The sequence below is a fragment of the Pseudomonas sp. FeS53a genome (assembly GCF_000931385.1).
In the GTDB taxonomy this organism is placed as follows: domain Bacteria; phylum Pseudomonadota; class Gammaproteobacteria; order Pseudomonadales; family Pseudomonadaceae; genus Metapseudomonas; species Metapseudomonas otitidis.
Map to the genome: position 1 here is coordinate 14,520 of NZ_JYFT01000032.1, position 17,031 is coordinate 31,550.

The following is a 17,031-nucleotide window of genomic DNA, read 5'->3' on the forward strand; positions in this document are numbered from 1 at the left end:
CTCACTGGCCGAGCTGGCGCGGCTGCCAGTCCTTGATCACCAGGGTGATGTCGAGGTCGGCGCCCTTGAGCTTGATGCGCTCGGGCAGGGTGAAGCCGTTCTGCTCGACGTAGCTGAGGTAGTTCACCTCCCAGCCGTCCTGCTCCAGGCGGGAGAGGTGGCTGTCGCTGTCGAGGGTCAGGCGGCTGCGGCTGTCAGGGGCGGGCAGGCCGCGCACCCACCATTGCAGGTGGGAGACGGGCAGGCGCCAGCCGAGCTGTTCTTCCAGCAGGGCTTCGGGGGATTCGGCTTCGTAGCGGCCCTGGTTGGCCACTTCCAGCACGATGGCGCCGGGGTGGCCGGTGAGGCGGGCGGCGCCACGGCCCAGCGGGCCGGAAAGGCGGATGTCGTAGTAGTCGCGGCGTTGCAGCCAGAACAGGGTGCCGCTGCCGGAATCCTTCGGTGCGCGGATGCCGACCTTGCCGGCGATCTGCCAGCCATCGAGGGCGGCGACCTGCTGCTTGTGGGCTTTCCAGAGGGTGGCGTCGCCCTTGCCTTCAACCGATTCACGGGAGGTGAGGCCGGCGCAGCCGGTGAGCAGGAGCAGCGCCCCTGCGGCCAGTAGATGACGTAGACGCATGGATCAGAGGGTCTCGGAACCGGTCAGGCGCTTCAGGGTGCTGCGCAGGATGGGGCTGTCGGGCTGGTTCTTCAGGGCTTCGGCCCACACCTTGCGGGCTTCGCTCTGCTTGCCGTTGGCCCACAGCACTTCGCCCAGGTGGGCGGCCACCTCATGGTCGGGGAAGGCTTCCAGGGCCTGGCGCAGCAGGCGCTCGGCTTCGTCCAGTTTGCCCAGGCGGAAGTTGATCCAGCCGAGGCTGTCGAGGATGGCCGGATCATCCGGCTTGAGCTGGTGCGCCTGTTCCACCAGGGCGCGGGCTTCCTCGTAGCGGGTGGTGCGGTCGGCCAGGGTGTAGCCCAGCGCGTTCAGCGCCATGGCGTTCTCGGGCTCGCGCTCGATGATGAAGCGCAGGTCGCGCTCCAGCTGGGCCAGGTCGCCGCGTTTCTCGGCCAGCATGGCGCGGGTGTAGAGCAGGTTGAGGTCGCCCGGGAACTGCTTCAGGCCCTGGGCGATGGTGGCCCAGGCATGGTCGATCTGCTGGCGCTCGGCGAAGTTCTCCGCCTCGATCAGGTACAGCTGGATGGCGTAGTCGGGCTGTGCCTCGCGGGCCTTGGCCAGGTGGCTGGCGGCTTCGTCGCCGCGCTTGGCGTCTAGCAGCAGCTCGGTGTAGCGCAGTTGCGCGGGCAGGTAGTCGTTGCCGGCGCCCACCAGGCCGTATTCGATCAGCGCGCTTTCGAGGTCGTTGCGCTTCTCATAGACCTGGCCGAGGTTGAAGTGGGCGGAGTCCACGTGGCTGCCGCGTTCCACCAGTTCCTGCAGGTAGACCTGGGCTTCGTCCCAGGCTTCGCCCTCCATGCACACCAGGGCGAGGGAGAAGCGCAGGTCGTCGTCATCGGGGAAACGCTGCACCAGTCCGGCGAACTCGGACTTGGCTTCGTCCAGCCGGCCAGCCTCCACCAGCAGGCGGGCGTAGGTCAGGCGCAGGCGCTTGTCGTCCGGGTGCTGCTTGATGGCACGTTCCAGCAGCGGGAGCGCGTCGTCGGTGCGGTCCAGGCTCTGCAGCAGGCGCGCACGCAGGAGGATCGGCGGGATCTGTTTGTCACTGGAGGGCAGGTCTTCCAGCAGGGCCAGGGCGTCCTCGGTGCGGCCGTCCTGTTGCAGCAGCACGGCCTTGCCGAACACCAGCTGGCTGTTGTCCGGGTACTTGGCCAGCAGGCGGTCGAAGCTCTGCAGCAGGCCGGCACGGGTGTCCGGGTCGGTCTCGGCGGCGGAGAGGGCGAGGAAGTCGAAATGGGTGTCGCCCTGCTTCTGCAGCACCTTCTCCATGTAGGTCATGGATTCGTCGTAGCGACCGCCACGGGCCAGCTGGATGGCGGCGGCGCGCTGGGCGTCAAGGTTATCGGGGGCGTTGGTGGCCCAGATCAGCGCGGTGTCCAGCGCGGCCTGGTCGGCGCCCAGGTACTCGGCGATGCGGAAGGCGCGTTCGGCGACGGCGGGGTCCTGGGTGGCGTTGGCCTGCTGGACGTAGTTGCCGAGGGCGATGTCGAAGCGGTTGCGCTGTCCGGCCAGCTCGGCAGTGAGCAGGGCGAACAGCGTGTCGCGGCTGAAGGACGCATAGACCTGGGGTTTGGCTTCGGGTGCCTGGGCACTGTCTTCCACCGGCGGGGTGCCGTCCGGGGATGAAGGGGCCAGGGTCTGGCATCCGCCAAGGAACAGGAAGGCGGTCAGCAACGCGAGGGATTTATTCATAAGGGGGAAAGGGCGACTAACCTGCGGTCGGAGCATCATGACACAAGCCGCCAGGCAAGCCCATGGGGCCGGGCCCTATAGATTGCATGGCGCGTATACAGGCCTGTGACAATGGCAAGCGGTGGTTGTTCTCACTGAATCGAAGTAGGACAATTGCGCGCCTTCCGTATCCGTTAGCGACCCTGCATGGCCTTTCTAGCCCTCGGTATCAACCACAAAACCGCCTCCGTGGATGTGCGCGAGCGCGTGGCTTTTACTCCCGAGCAGCTGGTCGAGGCCCTGCAGCAGCTGTGTAGCCTCACTCCCAGCCGCGAGGCGGCGATCCTCTCCACCTGCAACCGCAGCGAGCTCTACCTGGAGCAGGACGAGATCTGCGCCGACGAGGTGCTGACCTGGCTGGCCGGTTACCACAACCTCAGCCTCGAAGAGCTGCGCGCCTGCGCCTACGTGCACCACGACGCCGCTGCCGTGCGCCACATGATGCGCGTGGCCTCGGGCCTGGACTCCATGGTCCTCGGCGAGCCGCAGATCCTCGGGCAGATGAAGTCCGCCTACGCCGTGGCGCGTGAGGCCGGCACCGTCGGGCCGCTGCTGGGGCGCCTGTTCCAGGCCACCTTCAGCACCGCCAAGACCGTGCGCACCGACACCGCCATCGGCGAGAACCCGGTCTCCGTGGCCTTCGCCGCTGTCAGCCTGGCCCGGCAGATCTTCTCCAGCCTGAGCCGCAGCCAGGCGCTGCTGATCGGTGCCGGCGAGACCATCACCCTGGTCGCCCGCCACCTGCACGAGCAGGGCGTGAAGCGCATCGTCGTCGCCAACCGCACCCTGGAGCGCGCCAGCCTGCTGGCCGAACAGTTCGGTGCCCACGCGGTGCTGCTGGCCGACATCCCGGACGAGCTGGTCAACAGCGACATCGTCATCAGCTCCACCGCCAGCCAGTTGCCGATCCTCGGCAAGGGCGCCGTGGAGCGCGCGCTGAAGCAGCGCAAGCACAAGCCGATCTTCATGGTCGACATCGCCGTCCCCCGCGACATCGAGCCCGAAGTGGGCGAGCTGGACGACGTCTACCTCTACACCGTCGATGACCTCCACGACGTGGTCGAGGAGAACCTCAAGAGTCGCCAGGGCGCTGCCCAGGCCGCAGAGGAACTGGTCAGCGGCGGTGTCGACGAGTTCATGCAGCGCCTGCGCGAGCTGGCTGCGGTGGACGTGCTGCGCGCCTACCGCCAGCAGGCCGAGCGGCTGCGCGACGAGGAACTGGCCAAGGCCCAGCGCATGCTGGTCAACGGCGCCGCCCCGGAGGATGTCCTCGCCCAGCTGGCCCGTGGCCTCACCAACAAGCTGCTGCACGCCCCCAGCGTGCAGCTGAAGAAACTCTCCGCCGACGGCCGCTTCGATGCGCTGGCCGTGGCCCAGGAACTCTTCGCCCTCGACGAGGGCCCGGACAAGCACCCTCAATGAAAGCGTCACTGCTCAAGAAGCTCGACATCCTCCAGGATCGTTACGAGGAGCTCACCGCATTGCTCGGCGATGCCGAGGTCATCAGCGACCAGACCCGCTTCCGCGCCTACTCCAAGGAGTACGCCGAGGTCGAGCCGGTCATCCTCGCCTTCCGCGAGTTCCGCAAGGTGCAGGACGACCTCGAAGGCGCCCAGGCGCTGCTCAAGGACAGCGACCCGGACCTGCGCGAGATGGCCGAAGAGGAAGTCGCCCAGGCCCGCGAGCAACTGGTGGGACTGGAGGCACGCCTGCAGCGCATGCTGCTGCCCAAGGACCCCAACGACGGCCGCAACGTGTTCCTCGAGATCCGCGCCGGCACCGGTGGCGACGAGGCGGCGATCTTCTCCGGCGACCTGTTCCGCATGTACTCGCGCTATGCCGAACGCCAGGGCTGGCGGGTCGAGATCCTCTCCGAGAACGAGGGTGAGCACGGTGGCTATAAAGAGGTGATCGCCCGGGTCGAGGGCGACAACGTCTACGCCAAGCTCAAGTTCGAATCCGGCGCCCATCGCGTGCAGCGCGTGCCGGAGACCGAGTCCCAGGGCCGCATCCACACCTCCGCCTGCACCGTCGCCGTGCTCCCCGAGCCGGACGAGCAGGCCGCCATCGAGATCAACCCGGCGGACCTGCGCATCGACACCTACCGCTCCTCCGGTGCCGGCGGCCAGCACGTCAACAAGACCGACTCCGCCGTGCGCATCACCCACATCCCCAGCGGGATCGTGGTCGAGTGCCAGGAAGAGCGCTCCCAGCACAAGAACCGCGCCAAGGCCATGGCCTGGCTCGCGGCCAAGCTGAACGACCAGCAGGAAGCCGCCGCCCACAAGGAAATCTCCGAGACCCGCAAGCTGCTGGTGGGCTCCGGGGACCGTTCCGAGCGCATCCGCACCTACAACTACCCCCAGGGGCGGGTCACCGACCACCGCATCAACCTGACCCTCTACGCCCTGGACGACGTGCTCGCCGGCAGCGTGGAAGCCGTCATCGAGCCGCTGCTGGCGGAATACCAGGCCGACCAGTTGGCCGCCCTCGGAGACTGACCGTGAGCATCATCGCCAGCCTGCTGAGCGACCCCCGCCTGCCGGACTCGCCCAGCCCCCGCCTGGACGCCGAACTGCTGCTCGCCGCCGCCCTCGGCAAGCCACGCAGCTTCCTGCACACCTGGCCCGAACGGGTGGTCAGCGGCGAGGCCGCCGAGCGCTACGCCAGCTACCTCGAACGCCGCCGCCAGGGCGAGCCGGTGGCCTACATCCTCGGCCACCAGGGCTTCTGGAGCCTGGACCTGGAAGTCGCCCCGCACACCCTGATTCCCCGTCCCGACACCGAGCTGCTGGTGGAAACCGCCCTGGCCCTGGTCACGCTGCCCCAGGCCCGCGTACTCGACCTCGGCACCGGCACCGGGGCCATCGCCCTGGCGCTGGCCTGCGAGCGCCTCGGCTGGCAGGTCACCGGCGTCGACCGCATCAGCGAGGCCGTGGCCCTGGCCGAGCGCAACCGCGAGCGCCTCGGGCTGAGCAATGCCGCCTTCCGCGAGAGCCACTGGTTCAGCGCCCTGGGCGCCGAGCGCTATGACCTGATCGTCAGCAACCCGCCCTACATCTCGGCCCAGGACCCGCACCTGGCCCAGGGCGACGTGCGCTTCGAGCCCAGCAGCGCGCTTGTGGCCGGGGCCGACGGGCTGGACGACATCCGCCTGATCGTCAGCCAGGCCCCCGCCCACCTGAATGCCGGCGGCTGGCTGCTGCTGGAACACGGCTACGACCAGGCCGCCGCGGTGCGCGAACTGCTCGCCCGCGAAGGCTTCGAAGCCGTGGAAAGCCGCCGCGACCTGGGCGGCCACGAACGCATCAGCCTGGGCCGCCGGCCATGCTGAGCGACGAGGAACTGCTCCGCTACAGCCGGCAGATCCTCCTGCCGCAGATCGACGTCGACGGGCAGCTCCGGCTCAAGCAGGGCCGCGTGCTCATCGTCGGCCTTGGCGGCCTCGGGTCGCCCGTCGCCCTCTACCTGACCGCCGCCGGCGTCGGCGAGCTGCACCTGGCCGACTTCGACAGCGTCGACCTGACCAACCTGCAACGCCAGGTGATCCACGACAGCGCCAGCGTCGGTGTGCTCAAGGTGGAGTCGGCCATGGCCCGCCTGGCCGCTCTCAACCCCGGCGTGCGCCTGGTGCCGATCACCCGCGCGCTGGACGAAGACAGCCTGGCGGCCGCCGTGGCCCAGGTGGACGTGGTGCTCGACTGCACCGACAACTTCGGCACCCGCGAGGCGGTCAACGCCGCCTGCATGGCGGCCGGCAAGCCGCTGGTGTCCGGCGCCGCCATCCGCCTCGACGGCCAGCTCTCGGTGTTCGACCCGCGTCGCGACAACAGCCCCTGCTACCACTGCCTCTACGGCCACGGCAGCGAAGCCGAGCTGACCTGCAGCGAGGCCGGCGTGGTCGGCCCGCTGGTGGGCCTGGTGGGCAGCCTGCAGGCCCTGGAGGCGCTCAAGCTGCTGGCTGGTTTCGGCGAGCCGATGGTGGGCCGGCTGCTGCTGGTGGATGCCCTCGGCACCCGCTTCCGCGAGCTGCGGGTCAAGCGCGACCCGGCCTGCAGCGTCTGTGGCGAGCGCCATGCCTGATCGGGCGCCGATCGGGGTCTTCGACTCCGGCGTGGGCGGCCTCTCGGTGCTGCGCGAGATCCGCGCGCTGCTGCCGGCCGAATCCCTGCTCTACGTGGCCGACAGCGGCCACGTGCCCTATGGCGAGAAGAGCCCCGAGTTCATCCGCGAGCGCAGCCAGCGCATCGCCGACTTCCTCCTCGGCCAGGGCGCCAAGGCCCTGGTGCTGGCCTGCAACACCGCCACCGCCGCCGCCGTGGCCGACCTGCGCGCGCGCCACCCGCACCTGCCCATCGTCGGCATGGAGCCGGCGGTCAAGCCGGCGGCCCGTGCCACCCGCAGCGGCGTGGTGGGCGTGCTGGCCACCACCGGCACCCTCAGGAGCGCCAAGTTCGCTGCCTTGCTCGACCGTTTCGCCGGGGATGTGAAGGTGGTGACCCAGCCCTGCCCGGGCCTGGTGGAGCGCATCGAGGCCGGCGACCTGGCCGGGCCGGCGACCCGCGCGCTGTTGCAGGGCTACGTCCAGCCCCTGCTGGAGGCGGGCTGCGACACGCTGATCCTCGGCTGCACCCATTACCCCTTCCTGCGCCCGCTGCTGCGGGAGCTGGTGCCGGAGTCGGTGAGCCTGGTGGACACCGGCGCCGCCGTGGCGCGTCAACTGCAGCGCCTGCTGAAGGCGGGCAATGCCCTCGCCGAAGACGAAGCAGTACCCTGCCGTTTCTGGAGTTCCGGGGATGCCGGCGCGTTGCAGGCGGTATTGCCGGTGTTGTGGGGGGAACGCGGCGAAGACGTGCAGCCGCTGCCGGTGTAAAAAAACTCTGAACTCTCCGTTCGTCGCCTTTCTCTTAGAACCAGCCACTCTATAATTCGCGCAATTCCTAGCGTGGTATCCCCTCCTGATCAGCCTTTTTAATAAGGAAGTTTCCATCATGAAGAAACTGTTTTCCCTGGCTGCACTCGCAGCCCTGTGCGTGGGTCCCGTCATCAGCGCCCAGGCCGCCGACGTCTCCCTCGACATCGGCCAGACCGGTGACTCCACCATGGTCTATCGCCTGGGTACGCAGTTCGACTTCGGCACCCGCTGGCTGGAAAGCAGCGTCGGCCATGTCACCGGCTACTGGGATGCGGGCTACACCTACTGGGACGGCGACGACACCGCCAGCAACCACAGCATTTCCTTCGCCCCGGTGTTCGTCTACGAATTCGCCGGCGAGACCGTGAAGCCCTACGTCGAGGCCGGCATCGGCGTGGCGCTGTTCTCCAGCACCGAGCTGGAAGACAACAAGCTGGGCTCCTCCTTCCAGTTCGAGGACCGCATCGGCGCTGGCCTGCGTTTCAACGGGCAGGAAGTCGGCGTGCGCGCCATCCACTACTCCAACGCGGGCATCAAGCAGCCCAACGACGGCGTAGAGGCCTACACCCTGCACTACCGCGTCGCCTTCTAAGAGTCTGCCTGTTCATGGCTGCGCGCCTCTGGCTCGCGCAGCCATGAACAGGTTCCAGGCACGACAAGCGCCCGCTCCCCAATGGGGAGCGGGCGTTCTGTTTCTCATCGATCGATTTCCAGCGCCGCGAGCACCGGTCACCCCGTGTCGCGCCTCAGCGCGCGGGCACCAGCCGGGCTGCCAGTGCGTGCAGCAGCGGGAACACCAGCGCCCAGATCACCGCCAGCAGCGCCAGGCTCGTCACCTGGCCCAGTGGCAGGCCCACGTCCGCCAGGCGCGCGCCGGCGTAGTAGGAGAGCGGCCCGCCGAGGGCGCCGAGCAGCGCCGACAGCCACAGCGGGCGCGCGCTCCAGGCCAGGCAGTGGCGCAGGGTGGTGGCCAGCAGGGCCCAGAGCAGGATCAGCCAGGCCGGCGCCCAGCGGCTCTCACCGGCGAAATCGAACAGCCCCAGGTTGAGCAGCAGGCTGTCCAGCGCCGCACCCAGCAGGGCGACGGCCGCCACCAGCGGCAGCTCCTGGCGCCAGTGGGCGACGAGGCCCAGGTGCAGCGCCAGCGCAGTCAGCGGCACCAGCAGCAGGAGCGGGTGCTGGCTGGCGAACACGCAGGCGAACCACCCGGCCTGGAAGGCCAGGGCGTTCAGCCCGTTCGCCAGCAGCGGCGGCAGCTCACGCATCCAGCTGGCCGAGCAGCGGGGCGTGGCGGGCGCCGGGCTTGGCCAGCAGCAGCTGGGCGGTGCCGATGGCGCGCTCCAGGAAGCCACCTTCGCAGTAGCACAGGTAGAACTCCCACAGCCGGTAGAAGTAGGCGTCGTAGCCGAGGCCTTCCAGCTCACTGCGGGCGCGGGCGAGGTTCTCGTGCCAGGCGCGCAGGGTGCGGGCGTAGTCGGTGCCGAAGTCTTCCATGTGCACCAGGTTCAGGTCGCTGGCCTCGGTGGCCACCTGCAGCATGCGGGTGACCGAGGGCAGGGCACCGCCCGGGAAGATGTAGCGCTGGATGAAGTCCACGCTGCGCCTGGCCTGCTCGTAGCGCTGGTCGCGGATGGTGATGGCCTGCAGCAGCATCAGGCCGTCGTCCTTCAGCAGGCGCGCGCACTGGGCGAAATAGGTGGGCAGGAAGCGGTGCCCCACGGCCTCGATCATCTCGATGGAGACCAGCTTGTCGAAGCGGCCCTCCAGGTCGCGGTAGTCCTTCAGCAGCACCTCCACGCGGTCCTGCAGGCCCAGCTCGGCAATGCGCTTCTGGCAGTGGGCATGTTGCTCGTGGGAGAGGGTCACGCTGGTGACCTTGCAGCCGAAGCGGGTGGCGGCGTGGATGGCCATGCCGCCCCAGCCGCTGCCGATCTCCAGCAGGTGGTCGTCGGGGGTCAGGCGCAGCTTCTGGCAGATGCGCTCCAGCTTGTTCAGCTGCGCAGCCTCCAGGGATTGCTCCGGGTGCTCGTACTGGGCCGCCGAGTACATCATCGTCGGGTCCAGCATGCGCTCGAACAGGTCGTTGCCCAGGTCGTAGTGGGCGGAGATGTTGCGCTGGGAGCCGGCGCGGGTGTTGCGGTTGAGCCAGTGCAGGCCGTGCAGCAGCGGACGGCCGAGCAGCGCCAGGCCGCCCTCCATGTCGTCCAGCACGTCGAGGTTGGCGACGAACACGCGGATCACCGCCGTCAGGTCCGGGGTGGTCCAGTAGCCGTGGACGTAGGCTTCGCCGGAGCCGATGGAACCGTTGCTGGCCACCAGCGCCCAGGCTGCCGGGTCGAGGATCTCGATGCGTGCCCGCAGGGTGGCGCGCGGGTCGCCGTAGACATGCTCCTCGCCGTCTTCCAGCACGGTGAGCTGGCCGTGGCGCAGCTGCGCCAGGCGCGAGGTCACCAGCCGCCTCAGCAGGCCGCTGGCCAAGCCGTTGCCGCCGAACAGACCGGTCCGGGCGAGGCTAGGGTTTTTCATGGTCATGCTCCTGGGAAAGCGGGACGGCGACGCGGTAGGCGTCCGCCGCCACCTGATGGTTGAAAATGGGCGTGCGTTTGATCAGCAGGCGCAGGGCCTGCCAGTAGATGGCCAGGCCGGTCTTGGCGGTCATCCAGGGGAAGCGTGCGAGGTAGCGGTGCAGGCTGCCCCGGTCCAGCGGCTCGCGGGTCAGGTCGAGGGTGGCGTCGAAGGCGCGCTGGCCCTCGCGCCAGTTCTCGATGTGCACCCCCAGGCGCTGGCTCACCGGGGTGAAGGCCATCCGGTAGGTCATGTCGCGGGGCATGAAGGGCGAGACGTGGAAGGCCTTGTCCACCTGGATGCGCTGGGCGCCGTCGCCCTGGGCCGGCACCACGTAGTGGTAGCGCTCGCGCCAGGGGGTGTTGGTCACCTCGCAGAGGATGGCCGCCAGGCGGCCGTCGGCGTGGTGGCAGTAGTAGAAGCTCGCCGGGTTGAAGGCCAGGCCCCAGCTGCGCACCTGGGTGAGCAGGCACACCGGTCCCTCCGGCCGCTCGCCGAGGGCCTCGGCCACCAGCTGGCGGGCCGCTTCGGCCAGGGGCTGGCCATTGGCGGTGTAGGCGCACAGGTAGTCCCGCTCGCGGAAGGAAAAGGGCGCGAAGCGCCCGCTGCCGGCCAGGGGCGACAGGCCGAGTACCGCCTCGCGTTCGTCCAGGTCCAGATACAGCAGGCCGATGCGGTAGCGGAAGGCATGGGCCCGCGGGCTGTGCCGACGGTGCTGTACCCAGCCGCTGTAGAGGGCGCTGTTCACAGGCTTTCCCCGAATGCACGGGCCACGCGCAGGGCGCTGACCACGCCGTCCTCATGGAAGCCGTTGGCCCAGTAGGCACCACAGAAATGGCTGTGCTGCTGGCCACTGATTTCCCCCCAACGCGCCTGGGCCTGCATGCCGGCCAGGCTGTACTGAGGATGAGCGTAGGTGAAGCGCGCAAGGATGCGTGCCGGGTCGATGGCGTCGGTCTGGTTGAGGCTGACGCAGAAGGTCTCCGGCGCCTCGATGCCTTGCAGGCGGTTCATGTCGTAGGTCACGGCCGCCGGCTGGTGGGCCGGGCCGCCGAGGCGGTAGTTCCAACTGGCCCAGGCCAGCTTGCGGCGGGGCAGCAGGCGGGCGTCGGTGTGCAGCACCACCTCGTTGTCGGCGTAGGGCAGGGCGCCGAGGATCTCGCGCTCGGCCTGGCTCGGCTCGGCCAGCAGGGTCAGGGCCTGGTCGCTGTGGCAGGCGAACACCACCTGGTCGAAGCGTTCGGCGCCGGCAGCGCTGTGCACGGTCACCCCGTCGGCATCGCGCTCCACGCGGCTGACCGGGCAGGCCAGGCGGATGCGCTCGGCGAAGCTTTCCGTCAGGGGCGCCACGTAGCTGCGCGAGCCGCCGCTGATGACCCGCCACTGCGGGCGGTCGTTGACCGAGAGCAGCCCATGGTTCTTGAAGAAGCGCACGAAGAACGCCAGGGGGAAGGCCAGCATGTCCTCCAGGGAGGTGGACCAGATGGCCGCGCCCATGGGCACCAGGTAGTGGTCGCGGAAGCGCTGGCCGTAGCCGCGCTCGCGGAGGTAGTCGCCGAGCGTGGCGCTGGTGGGCACGCGGCCGCTGTCGAGGTCGGCCAGGGACTCGCGGTTGAAGCGCAGGATGTCCCGCAGCATGCCCCAGAACCCCGGGGAGAGCAGGTTGCTGCGCTGGGCGAACAGGCTGTTGAGGTTGTTGCCGTTGTATTCCAGGCCGCTGGCCGGGTCGCACACGGAGAAGCTCATCTCGGTGGGCTGGTGGGCCACGCCCAGCTGCTCCATGAGGCGGATGAAGTTCGGGTAGGTCCAGTCGTTGAACACGATGAACCCGGTGTCCACCGCGTAGCTGCGCCCGTGCAGGGTGACGTCCACGGTGTGGGTGTGGCCGCCGATCCAGTCGCTGGCCTCGAACACCTGGATGTCGTGGCGGCGGTTCAGCAGGTAGGCCGTGGTGAGGCCGGTGATGCCGCTGCCGATGATGGCGATCTTCATGAAGGGGCTCCGTTGCGCGACAGGCGTTTGCCGATGGCCAGTCGCAGCCGCGCGGGCAGGCTCCCGAGCAGGCCGAGGGTGAGGATGAAGGGGCGCGGGAAGGCGATGTCCAGCGGGCGGCGTTCCAGGCGCTCGGCGATGTAGCGGGCGGCCCGCTCCACCGGCCAGCGCATGGGCATGGGGAAGTCGTTGCGCTGGGTCAGCGGGGTGTCGACGAAGCCGGGGCTGACCACGGTGACGTCGATGCCTTCGCTGGCCAGGTCCACCCGCAGCGATTGCAGCAGGTAGCGCAGGCCGGCCTTGGAGGCGCCATAGGCTTCGGCGCGGGGCAGTTCGAACAGAGTCACGGCGCTGGCCACGCCCACCAGGTGGGGATCGCGGCCGGCCCGCAGCAGTGGCAGGGCCGCCTCGATGCAGCGGGCGCTGCCCACCAGGTTGAGGTTGACCACCCGGGCCACCATGTCGGCGTCGAACTGGCGGGTGTCGAGGTATTCGCAGGTGCCGGCGTTGAGGATGGCGGTATCCAGCGCGCCCCAGCGCTCCTTGATGTGCTCGCCGATGTCGGCCGCCACGCCGGGGGCGCCGAGGTCGCCGGGCAGGGCCAGCACCTGGCCGGGGTAGCGCTGCTCGAAGGCTTGCAGCGCGGCCAGCGAGCGCGCGGTGAGGGCCAGGTGGTGGCCCTGTTCCAGCAGGCACTCGGCCAGGGCGGCGCCGATGCCGCTGCTGGCACCGGTGAGCCAGATGCGTCGGGTGCTCATGCCAATCTCCCTTTCAGCCAGTGGATGACCCGCCCCATCAGCGGCAGGTGTTCGTAGAGCAAGGCGCCGGCGTCGAAGTAATCACGGTGGTGGTACACGCGGCCGTCGCGCCAGCGCAGGTGCGAGCAGCCTTCCACGGCGATCTCGCGGCCACCGGCCAGGCGCGGGTGGCGGTAGCGCATGGTCCAGCGCAGGTAGCCCTCGCCCTCCCCGACGCAGTCGTGGCCGTGAAACTGGAAGGCCAGGGCCTCGACGTTCTCGTACAGCTCGGCGAAGTAGCGGCGCAGGGCGGCCAGGCCCTCGATGCGGTGCAGCGGGTCCTGGAACACCACGTCGTCGCTGTAGAGCTGGCCCAGGCGGTCCAGGCTGTCGCGGCCGATGGCGGCGAAGTCCTCGGCGAAACGCGGCAGGAAGGCGTCCATCAGCGAGGCTCCTTGGGCAGGTCGCGGAAGGCGGCGATGGCGCGGTCACGGCTGGCCGCCAGGTCCACCAGCGGGCGCGGGTAGCCCTGCACGCCGAACAGCCCGCCAAGGGCGGATGGGTCGTGCACCGCGTCGTCGTCCAGGCGGCCCAGCTCCGGCAGCCACTGCCGCAGGAAGCGCGCCTTGGGATCAAAGCGACGGGATTGGGTGACCGGGTTGAATACGCGGAAGTAGGGCACGGAGTCGGTGCCGGTGGAGGCGCTCCACTGCCAGCCGCCGTTGTTGGCGGCCAGGTCGCCGTCCACCAGGTGGCGCATGAACCAGCGCTCGCCCTCGCGCCAGTCGATGAGCAGGTTCTTCGTCAGGTACATGGCGGTGATCATGCGCAGGCGGTTGTGCATCCAGCCGGTGGCGAGCAACTGGCGCATGGCGGCGTCGACGATGGGCACGCCGGTGCGACCCTGCTGCCAGGCTTCAAGGTCGGCCGGGGCATCGCGCCAGGGCAGTGCTTCGGTCTCCGGGCGGAAGGCGCGGTGCCGGCTGACGCGGGGGTAGCCCACCAGGATGTGCTTGTAGAACTCGCGCCAGAGCAGTTCGTTTATCCAGGTCACGGCACCTTCGCTGCCGCTGTCGAACTCGCCGCGGTTCTGCGTCAGGGCGGCGTGCAGGCATTGGCGCGGGGAGACCACGCCGGCCGCGAGGTAGGGCGAGAGCTGGCTGGTGCCGGGCTCGGCGGGCAGGTCGCGGCGGTCACGGTAGCCGTGCAGGTTGTCCTCGGCGAAGGCCGCCAGGCGGGCCAGGGCCGCGCGTTCACCGGCGGGCCACAGGTCACGCAGGCTCTGCGGCGGGGTCGGGAAGCCGTCCACGGCTTCCGGCAGCGGGTCGCTGGGCACAGTCAGCGGCGCCTGGGCGGCGGGCAGCGGCAGGCACGGAGGCAGGGCGCTGTGCAGGCGCTCGTAGCAGACCTTGCGGAACTGGCTGTAGACCTGGAAGTAGCCGCCGGTACGGGTCAGCACGCTGCCGGGGCGGAACAGCAACTGGTCGAGGTGGCTGTGCAGGGTGATGCCGTCGCGGGCCAGGCGGGCGCGCACGGCCTCGTCCCGGCGCTGCTCGTGGATGCCGTATTCCTCGTTGACCTGGACGCCGCCCACGGCGTGCTCGCGGCACAGTCGGGCGATGGTCTCGGGCGCTTCGTCCCAGTGGTCGATGTGGCGCACCAGCAGCGGCACGTTCAGGGCCTGCAGTTCGCGGCGCAGTTCGACGAGGTTGCGCAGCCAGAAGTCGACCTTGGCCGCTGCGTCGTCGTGGGCCTGCCACTGGCCGGGGCTGACCAGGAACAGGGCAAGGGTCGGGCCGGCCTGGAGGGCGGCGGTCAGGGCGGTGTTGTCGTGGACCCGCAGGTCGCACCGGAACCAGATCAGTTGCTGCATGGGAACCTCAGGAGCCGGCCAGCAGGCCGAGCCCGTACAGGGTGTTCAGGGCCGCGACCGGGTCGTCGGCCAGGTGGATGTCGGGGTGGTCGTGCTCCAGCGGTGCCAGCGCTTCGCGGTGGATGCGCACGGCGGCGCCGCTGAGCAGCACCGGGCAGGCGTGGCCCATCAGCAGGCGCGGCAGCTGCCCGTTCAATGCGTGGTCGGCGTGGAAGGCCAGGGCGCGGGGCTCCATGCGGGCCAGGGCCAGGGGCAGCTCGGCCACTGGCACCGGCCACTCCAGCACCTCCACCGGGCAGCCGGTGTTGCTCGCCAGCCAGGCGGTGAGCCAGAGGCCGGGGTTCATCGGCTGCTCGCAGGGGTTGATCAGCAGCAGCGGCGCGCCGCTGTTCTGGCGGTTGTTGTGGTGGATGCGGGTGCCCAGCTTGCTGCGCAGCCAGGCATTGAAGAAGACCCGCTCCAGCCGTGCGCCGTACTGGTCGCGCCAGCGGCTTTCCAGCTGGGTGAGCAGGGGCAGCAGCAGCTGCTGGCACAGGGTGTGGGGCGGGTAGAGCGACAGGGCGGCATTGAAGCGCTCGTCCAGGCGCCGGTCGGCGAGGGCGTCGATGGCTTCCAGCAGCTTGGCGCGCTGTTCGTCCCACTGGGAGGTGATGTCGATGTCCGGGCTCTGGCCGCCGCGCAGCAGCGCCTTGACCTGGCTGACCGGCACGCCGCGGTCCAGCCAGGCGAGCACCGCACGGATGCGCGCCAGGTGCCCGGCGTCGTAGAGGCGGTGGCCCTTGGCGGTACGGTGGGGCAGCACCAGGCCGTAGCGCCGTTCCCAGGCGCGCAGGGTCACGGCGTTGACACCGGTGAGCCGCGATACGTCGCGAATCGGCAGCAGGCCGCGTTCCAGGGCTGCCTGGCACTCGGCGTCGAGGGGGAGGTCGTCCTGTTCGTCCATGGTCAGATGGCGTTGCGCAGGCTGAGGTCTTCGGGATGCGGTTGCAGGTAGGCCTGCTGCGCGATGTAGGGGTGCGGGTGGCGGGCGAAGTGGTGCTTGAGCAGGGTCATGGGCACCACCAGCGGCACGATGCCGGCGCGGTACTTGTCGATCAGGGCCTGCATTTCGGCCTTCTCCTCGCGGGACAGGGCGTCCTTCAGGTAACCCGACAGGTGCTGCAGGACGTTGCTGTGGGTGCCCCGGGTGGCGCAGCGGCTGAGGCCCTTCATCAGCTCGCTGAAGTAGCGCGGCGCCAGCTCCTCGGGGTGGTGTTCGCCGATGCCGCCGAGCATCCGCCCGAGGGCGCGGTAGCGCGCGGGGTCGCTGGCCATCAGCTGGTACTTGTAGCGGGCGTGGAATTCGAGGATGCCGCGCCGGGTCAGCCCCTCGGCCTGCAGGGCGCGCCATTCGGCGTGGGCGTAGACGCGGGTGAGGAAGTTCTCCCGCAGCACCGGGTCGCACAGGCGGCCTTCTTCCTCCACCGGCAGGTCAGGGCGGGCGGCGCAGAAGGTCTCGGCGAACAGGCCGCGCCCGCCGCCTTCGGCGGGGTAGCCGTTGTCCTGGTAGACCTTGACCCGGTAGAGGCCGCAGGAGGGCGACTTCTGCATGAAGATGAAGCCGTCCAGGTCGTCCAGGCGCTCGGCGGTCTGCCGGCCGTAGTCGCGCAGGGCATCGCTGACGTCACGCTCGTCGCGGCTGCCCACGGCGCGCGGGGCGGCGGGGTCGCCCACCAGGCGCAGGGTCGGGCGCGGCGTGCCGAGGCCGATGCCGACCTCCGGGCAGACGCGGACAAATTCCAGGTGGCGGGCGAGGAACTGGCTGCACAGGCGGGATTCCTTGTGCCCGCCATTGAAGCGGACTTCCTCGCCCATCAGGCAGGCGCTGATGCCGATCTTGGGGGGCTGGGCAGTGGGGGCGCTGGACATGCGGTGCCTCGGATGAACTTGTACAGGTTCTGTGGTTTGTACAATCTGTGTTCATCATAGGCGTGCCGTTGTACAAATCAATAGCCTTGTACAACTTTCCCGGCGACCTGTCCGGGGTCGCCGGTGGGACGGTGCGCGACCGTCAGAGGTGTTCGAGCAGGCGGCGGGCGGCGTCCTGCCCGCTCAGCCAGGCGCCCTCCACGCGGCCGGAGCTGCACCAGTCGCCGCAGGCGTAGAGCCCCAGGTCGGCATCGGCCAGGGCGCCCCATTCATGGGCCTGGGCCGGGCGCGCGTAGAGCCAGCGGTGGGCCAGGGTGAAGGCCGGCGGCGGCACGGCACAGCCGATTAGCTCGGCGAAGGCACCGTAGAGCTGCTCGATCACCGCTTCCTTGGGCAGGTCCAGGTGCTGGCGGCTCCAGGCGCTGGTGGCGTGCAGCACCCAGGTGTCCTGGCTGTTGTCGCGACCGGGCTTGGTGCGGTTGCGCGCCACCCAGTCGAGCCCGCTGCCTTGCACGAAGCAGCCTTCGACGGGCGTCTCCAGCGGTTTCTCGAAGGCCAGGGCCACGGCCCAGGTGGGCTCCATGGCGACGCTGGCGGCGACCCCGGCGAGCTTGGGGGCGGCGGCCAGCAGGGTGGTGGCCTGGGGCGCGGG

The 17,031-nt window shown here is 69.6% G+C and carries 18 protein-coding genes; 6 read left to right on the forward strand and 12 right to left on the reverse strand.

Going from position 1 to position 17,031, the window contains the following annotated elements; translation table 11 throughout:
• Position 1 precedes the first annotated feature (1 nt).
• A complete protein-coding gene (gene lolB, locus SZ55_RS09070; protein WP_044404463.1) occupies positions 2–619 on the reverse strand; it encodes a lipoprotein insertase outer membrane protein LolB in 618 nt (205 codons plus the stop codon).
• A 3-nt stretch (positions 620–622) separates the two neighbouring features.
• A complete protein-coding gene (locus SZ55_RS09075; RefSeq protein ID WP_044404466.1) occupies positions 623–2,350 on the reverse strand; it encodes a tetratricopeptide repeat protein in 1,728 nt (575 codons plus the stop codon).
• Positions 2,351–2,536: 186 nt separating this feature from the next.
• Here SZ55_RS09075 and hemA point away from each other — a divergent pair, with 186 nt between their 5' ends.
• The 6 genes from hemA to SZ55_RS09105 all read left to right on the forward strand — a co-directional run bounded on the left by hemA (position 2,537) and on the right by SZ55_RS09105 (position 7,896).
• Positions 2,537–3,811: a glutamyl-tRNA reductase gene (gene hemA, locus SZ55_RS09080; RefSeq protein ID WP_044404469.1), complete on the forward strand. Its 1,275-nt coding sequence runs from the start codon at positions 2,537–2,539 to the stop codon at positions 3,809–3,811.
• Positions 3,808–4,890, forward strand: coding sequence for a peptide chain release factor 1 (gene prfA, locus SZ55_RS09085; RefSeq protein ID WP_044404472.1), 1,083 nt, complete (start codon positions 3,808–3,810; stop codon positions 4,888–4,890). The genes hemA and prfA overlap by 4 nt, the downstream gene beginning before the upstream one ends.
• 2 nt (positions 4,891–4,892) lie before the next feature.
• The gene (prmC, locus tag SZ55_RS09090; protein ID WP_044404475.1) at positions 4,893–5,723 is read left to right on the forward strand and encodes a peptide chain release factor N(5)-glutamine methyltransferase; all 831 of its coding nucleotides are present in this window, start codon (positions 4,893–4,895) and stop codon (positions 5,721–5,723) included.
• Positions 5,717–6,472 (forward strand): molybdopterin-synthase adenylyltransferase MoeB, encoded by a 756-nt coding sequence (locus tag SZ55_RS09095; RefSeq protein ID WP_044404478.1) that lies wholly within the window; start codon positions 5,717–5,719, stop codon positions 6,470–6,472. Before prmC ends, SZ55_RS09095 begins: the two co-directional genes overlap by 7 nt.
• Positions 6,465–7,262: a glutamate racemase gene (gene murI / locus SZ55_RS09100; protein WP_044404481.1), complete on the forward strand. Its 798-nt coding sequence runs from the start codon at positions 6,465–6,467 to the stop codon at positions 7,260–7,262. The genes SZ55_RS09095 and murI overlap by 8 nt, the downstream gene beginning before the upstream one ends.
• 118 nt (positions 7,263–7,380) lie before the next feature.
• Positions 7,381–7,896, forward strand: a complete 516-nt coding sequence (locus tag SZ55_RS09105; protein WP_044404483.1) for an acyloxyacyl hydrolase — start codon at positions 7,381–7,383, stop codon at positions 7,894–7,896.
• 154 nt (positions 7,897–8,050) lie between these two features.
• Here the strand turns inward: SZ55_RS09105 and SZ55_RS09110 are convergent, their stop codons facing one another.
• The 10 genes from SZ55_RS09110 to SZ55_RS09155 all read right to left on the reverse strand — a co-directional run.
• Complete coding sequence (locus tag SZ55_RS09110; RefSeq protein ID WP_052807568.1) at positions 8,051–8,569, reverse strand: DUF2878 domain-containing protein; 519 nt, start codon at positions 8,567–8,569, stop codon at positions 8,051–8,053.
• A complete protein-coding gene (locus tag SZ55_RS09115; protein WP_044404485.1) occupies positions 8,562–9,830 on the reverse strand; it encodes an SAM-dependent methyltransferase in 1,269 nt (422 codons plus the stop codon). The genes SZ55_RS09110 and SZ55_RS09115 overlap by 8 nt, the downstream gene beginning before the upstream one ends.
• Positions 9,817–10,617 (reverse strand): DUF1365 domain-containing protein, encoded by an 801-nt coding sequence (locus tag SZ55_RS09120; RefSeq protein ID WP_044404488.1) that lies wholly within the window; start codon positions 10,615–10,617, stop codon positions 9,817–9,819. Before SZ55_RS09120 ends, SZ55_RS09115 begins: the two co-directional genes overlap by 14 nt.
• Entirely contained in the window at positions 10,614–11,861 is a 1,248-nt protein-coding gene (locus tag SZ55_RS09125) for an NAD(P)/FAD-dependent oxidoreductase (RefSeq protein WP_044404489.1), read from the reverse strand. The genes SZ55_RS09120 and SZ55_RS09125 overlap by 4 nt, the downstream gene beginning before the upstream one ends.
• The gene (locus SZ55_RS09130) at positions 11,858–12,619 is read right to left on the reverse strand and encodes an SDR family NAD(P)-dependent oxidoreductase (protein ID WP_044404492.1); all 762 of its coding nucleotides are present in this window, start codon (positions 12,617–12,619) and stop codon (positions 11,858–11,860) included. The genes SZ55_RS09125 and SZ55_RS09130 overlap by 4 nt, the downstream gene beginning before the upstream one ends.
• Positions 12,616–13,041 (reverse strand): nuclear transport factor 2 family protein, encoded by a 426-nt coding sequence (locus SZ55_RS09135; RefSeq protein WP_044404495.1) that lies wholly within the window; start codon positions 13,039–13,041, stop codon positions 12,616–12,618. The genes SZ55_RS09130 and SZ55_RS09135 overlap by 4 nt, the downstream gene beginning before the upstream one ends.
• Complete coding sequence (phrB, locus tag SZ55_RS09140; RefSeq protein ID WP_044404498.1) at positions 13,041–14,471, reverse strand: deoxyribodipyrimidine photo-lyase; 1,431 nt, start codon at positions 14,469–14,471, stop codon at positions 13,041–13,043. The genes SZ55_RS09135 and phrB overlap by 1 nt, the downstream gene beginning before the upstream one ends.
• A gap of 7 nt (positions 14,472–14,478) precedes the next feature.
• A complete protein-coding gene (locus tag SZ55_RS09145) occupies positions 14,479–15,414 on the reverse strand; it encodes a MerR family transcriptional regulator (protein ID WP_044404502.1) in 936 nt (311 codons plus the stop codon).
• Between the two features lie 2 nt (positions 15,415–15,416).
• On the reverse strand, positions 15,417–16,379 hold the full coding sequence (locus SZ55_RS09150) for a YbgA family protein (RefSeq protein WP_044404505.1): 963 nt from the start codon (positions 16,377–16,379) through the stop codon (positions 15,417–15,419).
• A gap of 142 nt (positions 16,380–16,521) precedes the next feature.
• Positions 16,522–17,031 (reverse strand): NAD(P)/FAD-dependent oxidoreductase (locus SZ55_RS09155; RefSeq protein WP_044404507.1); only part of this gene is annotated, 510 nt, incomplete at its 5' end.

Bases quoted from the DNA above. Each gene is read 5' to 3' on its own strand.
- lolB (WP_044404463.1), bottom strand. From the start codon at position 619: ATGCGTCTACGTCATCTACTGGCCGCAGGGGCGCTGCTCCTGCTCACC.
- SZ55_RS09075 (WP_044404466.1), bottom strand. From the start codon at position 2,350: ATGAATAAATCCCTCGCGTTGCTGACCGCCTTCCTGTTCCTTGGCGGA.
- hemA (WP_044404469.1), top strand. From the start codon at position 2,537: ATGGCCTTTCTAGCCCTCGGTATCAACCACAAAACCGCCTCCGTGGAT.
- prfA (WP_044404472.1), top strand. From the start codon at position 3,808: ATGAAAGCGTCACTGCTCAAGAAGCTCGACATCCTCCAGGATCGTTAC.
- SZ55_RS09095 (WP_044404478.1), top strand. From the start codon at position 5,717: ATGCTGAGCGACGAGGAACTGCTCCGCTACAGCCGGCAGATCCTCCTG.
- murI (WP_044404481.1), top strand. From the start codon at position 6,465: ATGCCTGATCGGGCGCCGATCGGGGTCTTCGACTCCGGCGTGGGCGGC.
- SZ55_RS09105 (WP_044404483.1), top strand. From the start codon at position 7,381: ATGAAGAAACTGTTTTCCCTGGCTGCACTCGCAGCCCTGTGCGTGGGT.
- SZ55_RS09110 (WP_052807568.1), bottom strand. From the start codon at position 8,569: ATGCGTGAGCTGCCGCCGCTGCTGGCGAACGGGCTGAACGCCCTGGCC.
- SZ55_RS09115 (WP_044404485.1), bottom strand. From the start codon at position 9,830: ATGAAAAACCCTAGCCTCGCCCGGACCGGTCTGTTCGGCGGCAACGGC.
- SZ55_RS09125 (WP_044404489.1), bottom strand. From the start codon at position 11,861: ATGAAGATCGCCATCATCGGCAGCGGCATCACCGGCCTCACCACGGCC.
- SZ55_RS09130 (WP_044404492.1), bottom strand. From the start codon at position 12,619: ATGAGCACCCGACGCATCTGGCTCACCGGTGCCAGCAGCGGCATCGGC.
- SZ55_RS09135 (WP_044404495.1), bottom strand. From the start codon at position 13,041: ATGGACGCCTTCCTGCCGCGTTTCGCCGAGGACTTCGCCGCCATCGGC.
- phrB (WP_044404498.1), bottom strand. From the start codon at position 14,471: ATGCAGCAACTGATCTGGTTCCGGTGCGACCTGCGGGTCCACGACAAC.
- SZ55_RS09145 (WP_044404502.1), bottom strand. From the start codon at position 15,414: ATGGACGAACAGGACGACCTCCCCCTCGACGCCGAGTGCCAGGCAGCC.
- SZ55_RS09150 (WP_044404505.1), bottom strand. From the start codon at position 16,379: ATGTCCAGCGCCCCCACTGCCCAGCCCCCCAAGATCGGCATCAGCGCC.